Origin of the sequence: Leisingera sp. XS_AS12, assembly GCF_041224635.1 — a bacterium.
GTDB lineage: Bacteria > Pseudomonadota > Alphaproteobacteria > Rhodobacterales > Rhodobacteraceae > Leisingera.
The window spans coordinates 1-11540 of sequence record NZ_JBGFGM010000088.1 but is presented as its reverse complement, the minus strand read 5'-3'; the positions used below and the strand labels follow the sequence as shown (position 1 = coordinate 11540).

Below are 11540 nucleotides of genomic sequence, written 5' to 3'. Positions count from 1 at the left end.
CCGACGCGTAGATCTCGACGCCCAGCGATTTGAGAAACGAATTTGTAGCACACATTGCGAAACGCACTCCCCATCATGAGATGGAGATCACTTCGCAGCCGAAGCCATCAGCAGCAACGTGGGGTCGAGACGCCGCTTACGGGCTGACCGCAATTTGGAGTATAGCAAAGTCTGCTGTGGGTGCTCTGCGTTGCAGCGCCGTGGGAGCTCTTGGAAGGCGGCATTGGGCCGATCGCGCCACTCTGGCAGGAAGGGCGGACTGCTGCCGTTCGCTGCACTTCCGAGCCAAGCTTTGCCATATCACGGAAGCGGACATTCCGCCGGGATCACGCCGCCAGACCCGGCGCGACTTGCACAAAAGGCGGTTTCCGGAAGTGCGCGACTCCTCCACGGCAGAACTTCGGGCAAGAATGCAACCATGTAATGCCCCACATTAGCTGCCATAATGCATGCAGGGAATGATTATTTATAATCAGGAAAGTCTTTTTGAAGCATACAGATCGTGCAGAGCGCCAATGGTATTTAGCATCCGTCGAAAAAAATCGTCGTATATTATGGGGAGATCGTAGTTTATCTTACGATCACGTCCGTAAAAGTTTGATCTATTTTTGAAAACCTCGAAGCGTCCTTCCGCCATGTCAGGAATTAGAACAAAGCGCTCAACCAATCGGTGGCGTTTGAAGATTTCATACAAGCGAGCGCTAATATCTAAATGCCCGTCATGCACAATCCTATCTCTGATGGAGCAAATCGTCCAAATAAGTTCATCCTTCACAAAAAGAGTGCCGGCGCGCTCATTCATGGCGAGTGATCCTTTGTCTCCATACTGCTTTGATTTACCTTTAAGTTTTACGATTTTGGAGTAATCAACTTCTCGTCGTTCCGCTTCCAGCCAAACTTTGACAGCATAGTCCAGTAAGCTCCTCATGCGAACGAAGATGGTTTCCAAATGTGCATGCAGGAGTGAAGTTTCAGCGCCAACTGTAGATCGTAAACCAACTTTTTCGTCCCTTGAGTAGAGGTAGGGAGAGCAGTCATTCAGTATGCCGTAAAACTCACCGACAACTTGACTGATTTGTGCGCTTGTTCGTTGGATATTCGTGAGAAGGCCTTGGACATCTTGCAAGTATAAAAACTTATGCAATATTATATCGCTTGTTGATCCGGCAATTAGTTTTTCAAATTGTGTCTTTGTGACTCGGCTTTCGGGCTCAATGCCCGCCATGTGCACCCAGTCAGGAATTTTTTCATGAAATATTTCAAACTCTATGTCAGATATGATAGACCTGCGTATGTGGCCATGTGTTGCTGCACATAGGTTGTCAAAGTCGACATCAATATTAGTGTCCGTGCGACGCCAGTATCCTTGAATATCCTTAAAGTATGCGCGCGATTCCTCATCGCGGACCCGCCTCGACGGCTTGCCGTCCAGGTTTTTTACGGGCCTTGGGTCGTCACCGGAAATTGGCCAACCAGAAATCTTTTTCTCACCGATTGGAACTTGCACTGATATCCTTTGATGCGCACGGTGATTATTTGATCTTTTATCCATATTATAAGAGTAGCTTACGAATATCCAATTAAACTCTTGGCTGGATTTAACACCATTTCCACACTAAGGTTTTATCTGTAGTCGTTGGTCTTTGTTCTTGTTCGTTATCCAAGGGCTCATCAAGGCGTCGCTACCATTCTTGGGGGCGACTACACCATTTCCAACCTTTTCGCCTGCACAGGGTTTCCGTTCCGACAAACCGGGCTTCGGCACGAGGTGGAACGTCGCTGGATTGGTGGCTTCTCTCTCAGTCCTCGAAGAGGCGACCATCGATGGCCTTTGAGAACCGTAAGAACGCGGTCACACTGTCGAAAATGAACCGTGCCTCCTCCATCGTTACCAGTGTCTCGTTGTCATGCGCAAAAGACTGATCGTTTCGGATCGGATTCATCTCTTGAAAAACCGCGATGTGCGTCTTCACGATGCGGTCCGAAACGGGTGTGAGGTTGTGTTTCTGCTGCAAAATCTTGACGTATTTCCCAACGCGTGAGTGGAGCGGATCATCCTTGCCGCAGTCGGGGCCGCCGTGCTTTCGAATGAGGGCTGCAAATCGCTTCATGCAATAAGTGTGCAGTCGGTCTATGGCAGTATGCGGTTTTTTCGCGTCCAGGTCCCGGCGGATGGACGCCACCAGCTCTTCCAAGGTTTCGTTTGGCTCGAAAGCCTCAATGGCGGTGGTGTCGATCTGATCAGCCCGTCCCTCAATGCGGGCTATAGCCGAAAAATAGAGTGTCTCGGTCTTTTCGCTTATTTTGGAGCCAACAAAAAAATAAGCTTCCCTGTGCTCCCAGAGCTCACGGAGAACCTTCGCTGCAAGATGGGGGCTGGCATTCTCGATGAAGGATCGCAGCCGCTTGGCTTTCGAAGTCCCGCGACCGCTGAAAAGTCGGGGCTGCGCAGAAGGGTCAATGTTGACTGTCTCAAAGAAGAAGTCATCGAAGGTCCTGTCGCTGAAATCGAGGACGTATCCATTCTCCATTCCAAGAACTGTTTCGATGGCTTCCCTTTCGAGACGAGGGATGATCTGTTCGTAAGGCTTCTTGAGCACGGGTTGAACACCTTGAATCAGTGGACTTCGAAGGTTCTACGCGATGCAAGCCCCGAGTGCTACACACGGTATCCATGACAAGGATGCAGATGAACAAGCGCCTTCCCCTCGCGTTGTCGCCAGCATAGACAGCAATGGAGTAAACTTGAGCGGGTGTTTCATGACTACATATCTGGCTGAACTATTCGCATGGATTGAAGCTAATCCCGGGGCGACAGCGACCATCAGTGCCGCCATTATCGCGGTATGCGGCGAGCTGCACCGCAAAGACCTTAGACTGGGGGATTTGCTGGCCAGCTAATTGAACGGCAGGCGCCTTTCGCATTCTGTTGTCACAGAAGGAGACAAATACGCATGCTGCGACCAGCTCTAAACCAGCACGATCCCGGCGGGCGACGAATGATCCGCGTTCCCGACGGGGTAGTGAGTTATGCGGAGTTTTCAGAGGATCAAAGGTTTCGGCAAAAATTGATGCGTGATTGGACCGCCGAAGGCCAAGAGAGCCGGACGATACTATGGATCGGTATGAACCCTTCCACGGCGAACATCGACTTCAATGACCCTTCCTGCCACCGAGAGTTCTTGTTTTCGCGGCAGTGGGGATACACGCGTTACCTCAAGGGCAACATACTCGACTACCGCGCCACTTGTCCACGAGACATCCCCCGCGACCTTGGGGCCGCGAGAACCCCACGTAATCTCGAAGCGATAATGGAGATGGCGGACGATGCTGAATGCGTGGTCATTGCTCACGGCAATATGCTGAAAAGGTATCAGCCTGCCATCGACGACGTTCTGCGTGCGGTTGCGCAGAACGGGGCTCCGATGTTTTGCCTGGGGAAGACAGATAAAGGTTTCCCACGACACGTCCTACCCGTGCCTGCAGACGTTCAGCTACAGAGATTGGCTATACTCGAAGCGTGACATTAGCGGTGTCCGCTCTGTCTGCGCTGCGGTCCTCGGGATAAGAGACGTCGCGGCACGTGTCCATGAAGGACAGTTTCGCAGGAACTGCGACGCAGCGAGGGTGCGCTTGGCGAATGTCCGGAAAGGGCCGTTTCCGACAGCCCGACAGTGAGGGCGGAAAGCCGACTTGCGGCGCTGCGGCTCGATGCTCGACTGCCCAGGTTGAAGCGGACCCATGCCGGGGCGCGAATTTCGGGGCATACCCCCCCCCCTGAAATTTCACGCTTGGCGCCAGCTTGCGCGTCAGCAACCGTGGGTTTAGCCTCCCCCAAAAAAGCGGTCACACCAGAGAGCACTATGAAAACTTTTAGCTTCGACGATATTGGAATCGCAAAGATTTTTGCCGACTTTTCATTGAGTATCCCTCCCCATCAACGCGACTATGCTTGGACCGACGAAGAGGTCGAACAGCTTTTCTCTGACCTCGAGGCGGCGTATCGGGGAAACTCCGAGTACTTCCTCGGGACTATTGTTGCGATCGAAGATAAAGCGACTGGCGAACTCAGCGTAGTGGACGGTCAGCAGCGTATGACTACCACTTACCTGCTGCTCACTGCGATTAGAGACTATCTGGATAAGCACGAGATCGGCAAAGAAATATCTACCTCACTTCAAAATAGCTACCTTTTCAGTAGCGACAGGCGGGAGGGTTTCAAGCAGAAGCTTTCCCTGAACACCGATGACAGGGCCTACTTCAAGAAACTCACATCAAGAAACCAAGAAGAAGACTGGCCCCCTAAAGGAAGCCGAACCTCCCACAGGCTTTTGAAGGCTGCGTATTTCCTTGCCGTGAAGCGCGTTGAAGCGATCGCTGAATCAGTCTTGGGCGTAGATGCGCCTGAGACGCTAAATAATTGGATTGACTACCTCGAGCGATCGGCTCAAGTCATTCTGTTGCGGGCTCATGATCAAGCTCGCGCGTTCAAGATGTTTGAGACACTTAACGACCGCGGACTTCGGACCTCTCAGGCTGATCTTGTCAAAAGCTACTTATTCGGCCTTGCGGACCGGCAAGTCGGTGTCGCACAGTCGAAATGGTCGAACATGTTGGAGAACCTCCAGGAACTCGGAGATGACGACCCGCAAGTCTCTTTCCTGCGGCACTACCTGATTGCATTCTCCGGATTTGTGCGCGCCGACGGCGTGTATGACGCCATCCAAACCAGGTATAAGAATGAGGGGACTTCGATCTCCTTCCTGACATCCCTGGCTGAAGCTTCCCGCACTTACACTGCGACCTTTAATCCAGAGAGTGAATTTTGGGACAGTTATTCGCCTGCTTCCCGAAAGCTTCTCACTGATTTCAATTTTTTTGATCTCAAGCCAATGCGACCTCTTTTGCTGGCCATTTCCGCAAAGTTCAGAAAGAAAGAATTTGAAAAATCTATTCGCTTCCTCACCTCACTAAGCCTGCGCCTCGTATTGTCTGCAAGGACGCGAAGTGGTGTAAATGAACAAGCTTTCGCCGACGCTGCCCTAAAAATCACACGAGGTGAGATCTCGAAACACAACGAACTCGTAGCCGCCCTAAAAAAGATATTCGTTTCGGACAAAGATTTCGAGGAGGCGTTCGCAAGTGCTCGTGTATCGAAGGCGGCCTTGGCCCGATATATTCTGAGGGAGTTAGAGCACACTGCGTCGCCAGATAAAGGTGAGAAGGAGTGGGTCAATACCGACCCTAACCAGATCACCCTTGAGCACATACTGCCCAAAGCTCTCCCTGCGGCGGGCTGGGAGAGCTTTGATGCTGATACGCACGCGGAGTTCAAAACTCGGCTTGGCAACCTTTGCCTCCTTCGAAGGAGCGAGAACAACGGTATGCCAAACAGTAGTTTCGCGGCTAAGAAGCCGTTTTTTGAAAAGAGCAGCCTGACTACCACCGCTGCACTCGGAGAATACGAAGGCTGGTCACCGAAGGAGGTGGAAGATCGGCAGAAAGAGATGGCCACCCTTGCGCTGAGGGCGTGGCCAGCTGAATAGCAGAAATCTTTCGGCGAGCCTGAGGGTGTGCTTCGCTCCCCTCAGGCAGTTCGGCCGTTATTCAGGGCTACTCAGCACCCGCTTTTTGCACGTATTAACTAAGGATGCGACGCTGATGCTGCCAGCAGATCAAGAGATCTGCTTCAGGCTCACTTCGGCGCGTAATATAAGTCGACTTAAATGGCCGCTATTGGCTGGACAAAACAAAATAATTTCTGATTTGAGGTCTATATGCAACTTATAATGGGCGGCATTAACGGGGACTATCTGACGAACATCACACTGAACGCGGCTGCTGAGACACAAGAGGTTCTGGCAGCGGTCGCATACGCGACAGATATGAACCTTCTGTTCGACTGGTGTTGGAACAACGGCATTCCACTCAAGTATTTTGGTCGCCTCGACGAAGGCGTCCCGGTCAAACCTTCCATCCTGTCCGCGTTCCTCGCCCGCAAGTCGGCCCGTTTCCAATGCCGCCTCGTTCAGCATCACCATGCGAAGGTAATCTGGTGGCGCGAGTACGGCCTCTACATCGGCTCCGCGAACCTCACTGCGAGCGCTTGGTATAAGAACGTCGAGGCCGGCTGCTTCTTTCCCGAAGCCGAGATCACGGATCAAATGGCCGAAGATATCCTTGAACTATTCGACGTGCTCGATCGGAACTCGACGCCGCTGACAGACGAGTTGCTCGAAGTCATGCAGAAGCGCGCAACGCAGATTGCGCGTTCGGAGCCACCGTCCGAAGAGTTCTGGGACAGCCCGAGTTTCAACCAGTGGTCTGGGCTTGTGCAGACCGGGAAGAAGAAAGCCGCTGACCGCCGCCGGGAGGCATTCCTTGAGGAATGGCACTCTACGCTGCAACAGCTCCGCGATATCGGAAACTTGGTGAGCAAGCCTGAGAACAGGCCCTCTTGGATTGACGGCGATGCCCCTGCAGGCGCTCAGGGCGACCAGTTCCTCCACGCGCACTACTATCAGCGTACCTTTGACGGACGCAGAGCTCTCTACACCGACCATTTCGAGCAAAACCAGAGGAACCCTGATGCTGCGCTCGCTGACGCCATCAAGTGGTGGCGCAACTTACCCAAGGCCCCGTCCGAAGAAGACGTTATGTTGAATTCCACCGCGCCCATGCTGCGGGAGGCGCTCACTGCCGAGGCCATCGAGGATATGGAATATGAGGCCTTCCGCGAAATCTGCATGGGTATACATTCCATCAAAGACTATGCGCGACGCGTCGCGAATAAGGCTGTCGGTCTTCGTGAGGACGGGACGAGGTACACGATAGCAGAAAAGGTCGACGCGCTCTCGAAGCGGATTTGGATCGACAAGTCCGCTGGTGGCAACGACGTGAAGCAGCTCTTGAAGTTCATCCTCTATAGTGGCCCGGAGGCACAGTTGCCGGAGCGCCTCTGGACCGCCTTTCATGATCCGAAATGGAAAATCGAAGGCCTCGGGGTAAGCGCATTGGGCGAACTCGTCGGGTGGGCACTGCCTGATCGCTTCCCCCCCCGGAACGGGCGGACTTCGAAATCTCTAAAGTCTCTGGGATATGACGTAACAGTCCACGTTGGGTGACGTATGCAGAAGCAGCAATTCGACATTGCTTTATCGATTTCCAAACGACTGCTTCGGCGAAGCTGCACCGCAGCGGAGTTCTGCTGCTCAATGTTCGCAGAGGGCCGGTATCGCATGTGAGGTTCCTGGTGTTCTAAGAAACCGGCCCCAACCTCACCTCGAACCCATCGACGACTTGGAAGGGGTAACCCATCTCGCGCGCCACTTCCTGCATCGCATTTGCGTAGCGCAACCAATACGCAGAGCCCGTGGATCGTGTATCAAGATCATCGAGAAATGCTACGATCGTGCTCTTATGGAAATCCAACGGAAGGTCCTGGGTGACCGCCAAATCAATAAACCTGAACATTCCATTGAGGGCAGGTTTATGGAGGTATCCTTTCAGGCCAGTTTCCCCAGATTCAATCGCCCTTGCATGAGTTACAAACTTCTCTGGTGCTTCCATCGCGGCGAGCCGCTCGCTGATCCGCCCGGCACGCACGAATTTCCCCGTCTGTTTATCCTTCATCTTTGTCTTTCTTTCCCTTTCTTGGTTGCACCAGCTGTGGATTCCATTGATGGAAGAAGGGTAGGACTTTAGAGATGTATTCCTTTTTCATACCAGGTTTGAGCTGAAGACTTTTTGTCTTGTCCGCGATCTCGGAGATTTCCTCCAACACGAACTGGCGTGCGAGATTGGCAGTTTCCGGGTTGAATTGGCCTGGGAACGCCACAGCAAAGCAACGCCAATACCAGGCGACCGCAAACCGGTACTGGCGCAGAGTTGCCTCCGCCACGGGTTTACGCTGCCGCCCCCGGAACCCGATAGGCTCGCCAGCAGCCAGAAGACCAACCCATTCCTCAAAGTCCGCCTTGAAGCGCGGCGGCAAGGGCTGTTCTTCATTTGGCGAAGGTTTGAACTGGAGCTGTCCAATCTGTGTTTCAGTCAGACCGAACTCCTCACGAATTTCAGGATGAGCCCGAGCTTTTTCAAAAGTGGCGACACCAGACCTGAACAAGGCGCGCTGAGAAGCCTTCAAGCCTTGTTGCGCCTTCTCGGCCCAGTCTTGGGTCACTCCTGCAGGTTCAATATCAAGCCTAAGGGCAATCCGGCGCAGCGCCAGAAGGCTGTTCTCATGCACGTACCCAAAATCCCGCTCCCTGCACCAGTCACGCAGCCGTAGCCAATCGTCCTTTGCCTCTTCTTGGACTGCTGACTTTCGGGAAATTTGTCCGGAATACGCTTCCAACCCGGAAATCAGAATATTCCGCCAGGCTTGGTACTGTGCCGGATTGCTGAAGTGCTCTGGCACATCCTTCAGATCGTGAGACCAGGTGTCCTCGAAATCATGGGGATGAACGATGTTCGCAAGATCGCCATTGCATAGGAAGGTTTCGTGGAATTCAATCGCGGCCTTCAGTCTTGCCCAGTTCCCTTCGGTAAGTCCGTTAGCCTCGCCCCAGGATTTCAGTTGTTGAAACATCGTTCTGCCACTCCTTTATCAAGGAGATTGGCCGGTTTTTGGTTTTCCAAAGCGGTTTTCTGACATCTTTTTCGTCAGGCCTTCATTTGCAAGGATTGCTGGGCTTCGCAGGCTTCCGGGATCAGAGAGAATTGCCTGGTCCGGGGTGGAAACTTACAAATGCGCCCGGATGGCCATTTCGTCTTTTCGTGCTGGATGCGAATGGCCACCGAGGTGTACCCCGGCGCTTTGCCTTCCTGCAGGTAGCCGACGACGAAACTGTAACCGGTGAGATCCGCCAGACGCTGCAAACTGCTTTTAAGCTTTCGATCGACATCCTTGAGTTTGAACGGTACGGGTTCTTCACCCCGGCTTTGAAAACTCTGAGCGAGCATCCGGAATTCCGGGCGCTGCATTCTATGATGCTGTACGGCTTGGAGAAGGACATCCAGATCCAAATCTGTCCGGGCGGTTTTTAGTCTTTCTGCAATCTGCGAAGCGTATCTGTCCATCTCGGACATGAGCTCGAAGCTGAACTTCGAAAACCGCCATCTGACATACCGGTAATCCTTCGTCAAAGCGATGTTATCAAACAGCACCCGTTCCTCCTGCCATAACTCTGTCGCCAGCTGAAAATGCCTGTGATCGTTGGATCTGGGAGCGCAGCCAAGGCTGCGATAGGCCTTCAATGGCATCCAGTGTTCCTGATTGCGGGCTACAACCCAATCGATACTCGGCAAGGGCAAAATGATGTGCAACTTCGGCGGTTGTAAGCATGGGATTGTCCCTCTTGGTTCGGGAAGGAGATGCGGTCGTTTGCCGAAACTTTGAAAATACGGGGCCAAATTTCTTCTTGCCGACAGAATGAAGGTGTTTGGATGAGATCAGTGAAGCTGTATCGCCGACCCGCCCAGGGTTTCCAGGCCGGACGTCATGGTGGTGCGCTGCCATCTCGGGACGAATTGCCTGAGGGAAAGCCTGATCCTTCAATCTGAACAGGATATTTTCCCCGGCACGCGGCACTGCGGTCGCCATCGGCCCGTCAATCAACACGTGTCAGATGTGCCCGAGAGGTTGGCGCAGGTGTAGTGCCATCCACTCAAAACAAAAAACGGCCTCACCAGAGGCCTTTCTACTCTTTCTGGGTTTCTCTTCTTTCGGGAGGACGGTTTATAGCTTGGTTTCAACGCCTTGACGGGGGGCGGATGCAAATTTCGCAGATGGATATGCAAGTTTGTCAGCCGAAGATGCAGAAATTTCAGCTCGGTGTGCAGGTTTTGCAGATGTCAATGCAGATTTCGCAGGTCCTATTTTCTGACACGGTTGTCAGGGTTCTTCCGTGCATGAAACACGAGAGTTTCCGCGGGCCGTGAACCTCACCGCGCTATGCGAGACCAAGGTTTTTCCGACTTCCAGACCGGGTTTGTTTCTCAAAATTTGAATCGAACGCAACTCCTAATCACGAAGAGGCAACACGTGCCTCGGCCTGCACGTGCAGGCAATTTGTCAAATCTGATTTGTCAAATGATAGGACAAATCAAAACATGAGGAGCATCCCGATGGCTGCAAGTTCCAACTCCGGGCGCAAGAAGTCGTATAACGAGGGACAGGTTTCCAGGGCACTGGCCGATCTCAAAATTCGCGGACTGGAGCCTTCCGTCGAAAATGTTGCCCGACACATGATCGAAGAGCAGCATTTGACGGCCAAGCCCCGCCCGGAGGGTTTGCGGCAAATGATCCAGGAAGTTCAAGACGCCAAAGAGGAACAGCGTGTTTTGAAATTGATCGCCGCCCTCCCGAGGTCGGCAACGGATTTCATCGATCAGGCCATCGACAAGTCTCGCCGTCAACTCGTCGCCGGGATCGCCGAGAGCTTCAGTGAGTTGAAGGAACAAAGCACTCTTCCACTTCAGGAAGCGCAAGAACGGTTACAATCAATGCGTGACGAGCTCCGTAGGAAGCGAGAAGAACAGGATGAGTTCAAGAACCGCCTATCCGCCGAGGAAGAAAGGGTTGCTGTCCTGGAAGCCGAGGTGCAGCGCAAAGACTTGGAACTCGATGATGCAGTTAAGCAAATCATTGCGTTGCGCGCGCAGCTTGAGGCAAAGGATGCCGTGTTGGAAATGTTGCGCCCGCCGGGGCACCAGTAATCCCATCCAGTGGATATGGCCTAATCTCTCAGCGGCTAATTTTTCCGACGTGTGACAGTCATGAGTTCGTGGCACAGGCTGTTCCGGACCGGATTGCTGCCGTTAACTAATCTCGTCGACGATCAGCATAGACACCCAGGCATAAAAGCGGATCTTGTCGGCCAGCCGACCCTCCCGCTCAGCCTGGCTCAACGCTGCAATCGGTTCGGCCAGGGTTGCACGATGGACGCTCTTGCCCGACTTGACCGCGAACACGCTGAGCGCCTTGGCCAGATGTGATTTTCCAGTGCCTGGCATCCGGAAAAGCATGTTCTACCCTTGGTATGCCCGCTATGAGGCGTTCGGTGAAGCCGGGCTCGAGGACCGCCGTCCACACCCCGGCCGGGTTTGGAACCGCATCCCCGACGAGATCCGGAAGGCTCTCGTTGACCTCGCCCTGAATGAGCCGGAACTACCACCGCGTGATCTGGTATTTAGCAAGATTCTCGGTACTGTTGATAGCAGACATTGACGTTCGGCAAATCGACAGATCAGACTGTTTGGATAACCTCGTTGCGACGTAACATCTGCGCAATGGCGGCAAAATTCACCGGAAAAAAACGGCCCTTTCCTGCCGTTCACGCCTATGGACAATGTTGCACTGCAGCTTCACCAGATCAGCCATTGATTAGATCGTGTAGCGTTCTCGCAGAGCAGTGTCCCAACGGTTGGTGTAATTTCCGCCGGTAGCGCGGGCTGAGCTGAGCCTTCGCGTAGCGAAGCGAGGCCCGCGCGAGCCGCTTGGCGGCCATAGTTGTTCTTCGGCTAAGGTTTGGTTTGCCGAC

12 protein-coding genes are annotated in these 11540 nt (G+C 53.2%); 5 read left to right on the top strand and 7 right to left on the bottom strand.

Features of this window, described 5'->3' with window-relative positions; all coding sequences use genetic code 11:
* Window positions 1-472 precede the first annotated feature (472 nt).
* A complete protein-coding gene (locus tag AB9K35_RS09505; protein ID WP_369925592.1) occupies window positions 473-1507 on the bottom strand; it encodes a hypothetical protein in 1035 nt (344 codons plus the stop codon).
* Between the two features lie 292 nt (window positions 1508-1799).
* Window positions 1800-2600 (bottom strand): abortive infection family protein, encoded by an 801-nt coding sequence (locus AB9K35_RS09500; protein WP_369925590.1) that lies wholly within the window; start codon window positions 2598-2600, stop codon window positions 1800-1802.
* Window positions 2601-2954: 354 nt separating this feature from the next.
* Between AB9K35_RS09500 and AB9K35_RS09495 the strand changes: the two genes are divergently transcribed.
* The 3 genes from AB9K35_RS09495 (at window position 2955) to AB9K35_RS09485 (ending at window position 7124) form a co-directional block, all read left to right on the top strand.
* Window positions 2955-3524, top strand: a complete 570-nt coding sequence (locus AB9K35_RS09495) for a DUF1643 domain-containing protein (protein WP_369925588.1) — start codon at window positions 2955-2957, stop codon at window positions 3522-3524.
* A 339-nt stretch (window positions 3525-3863) separates the two neighbouring features.
* Window positions 3864-5546 carry a DUF262 domain-containing protein gene (locus AB9K35_RS09490; protein ID WP_369925587.1) on the top strand — a complete coding sequence of 561 codons (1683 nt, stop codon included), beginning with the start codon at window positions 3864-3866 and terminating at the stop codon, window positions 5544-5546.
* Window positions 5547-5777: 231 nt separating this feature from the next.
* A complete protein-coding gene (locus tag AB9K35_RS09485) occupies window positions 5778-7124 on the top strand; it encodes a phospholipase D family protein (RefSeq protein ID WP_369925586.1) in 1347 nt (448 codons plus the stop codon).
* 133 nt (window positions 7125-7257) lie between these two features.
* Here AB9K35_RS09485 and AB9K35_RS09480 read toward each other — a convergent pair whose 3' ends face one another.
* The 4 genes from AB9K35_RS09480 to AB9K35_RS09465 all read right to left on the bottom strand — a co-directional run bounded on the left by AB9K35_RS09480 (window position 7258) and on the right by AB9K35_RS09465 (window position 9601).
* Window positions 7258-7632, bottom strand: coding sequence for a hypothetical protein (locus tag AB9K35_RS09480; RefSeq protein WP_369925584.1), 375 nt, complete (start codon window positions 7630-7632; stop codon window positions 7258-7260).
* Window positions 7622-8587 carry a hypothetical protein gene (locus AB9K35_RS09475; protein WP_369925583.1) on the bottom strand — a complete coding sequence of 322 codons (966 nt, stop codon included), beginning with the start codon at window positions 8585-8587 and terminating at the stop codon, window positions 7622-7624. Before AB9K35_RS09475 ends, AB9K35_RS09480 begins: the two co-directional genes overlap by 11 nt.
* Window positions 8588-8661: 74 nt before the next feature.
* Window positions 8662-9165: a hypothetical protein gene (locus tag AB9K35_RS09470; protein WP_369925581.1), complete on the bottom strand. Its 504-nt coding sequence runs from the start codon at window positions 9163-9165 to the stop codon at window positions 8662-8664.
* A complete protein-coding gene (locus AB9K35_RS09465; RefSeq protein ID WP_369925579.1) occupies window positions 9155-9601 on the bottom strand; it encodes a hypothetical protein in 447 nt (148 codons plus the stop codon). The genes AB9K35_RS09470 and AB9K35_RS09465 overlap by 11 nt, the downstream gene beginning before the upstream one ends.
* A 524-nt stretch (window positions 9602-10125) precedes the next feature.
* Between AB9K35_RS09465 and AB9K35_RS09460 the strand changes: the two genes are divergently transcribed.
* Window positions 10126-10716, top strand: a complete 591-nt coding sequence (locus tag AB9K35_RS09460; RefSeq protein WP_369925578.1) for a hypothetical protein — start codon at window positions 10126-10128, stop codon at window positions 10714-10716.
* A 102-nt stretch (window positions 10717-10818) separates the two neighbouring features.
* On the opposite strand, the gene AB9K35_RS09455 is transcribed toward AB9K35_RS09460, so the two are convergent.
* Window positions 10819-11025 carry an ATP-binding protein gene (locus AB9K35_RS09455; protein WP_369925577.1) on the bottom strand — a complete coding sequence of 69 codons (207 nt, stop codon included), beginning with the start codon at window positions 11023-11025 and terminating at the stop codon, window positions 10819-10821.
* Here AB9K35_RS09455 and AB9K35_RS09450 point away from each other — a divergent pair.
* Window positions 11024-11227, top strand: a complete 204-nt coding sequence (locus AB9K35_RS09450; RefSeq protein ID WP_369925575.1) for a helix-turn-helix domain-containing protein — start codon at window positions 11024-11026, stop codon at window positions 11225-11227. The genes AB9K35_RS09455 and AB9K35_RS09450 overlap by 2 nt on opposite strands.
* Window positions 11228-11540: the final 313 nt, after the last annotated feature.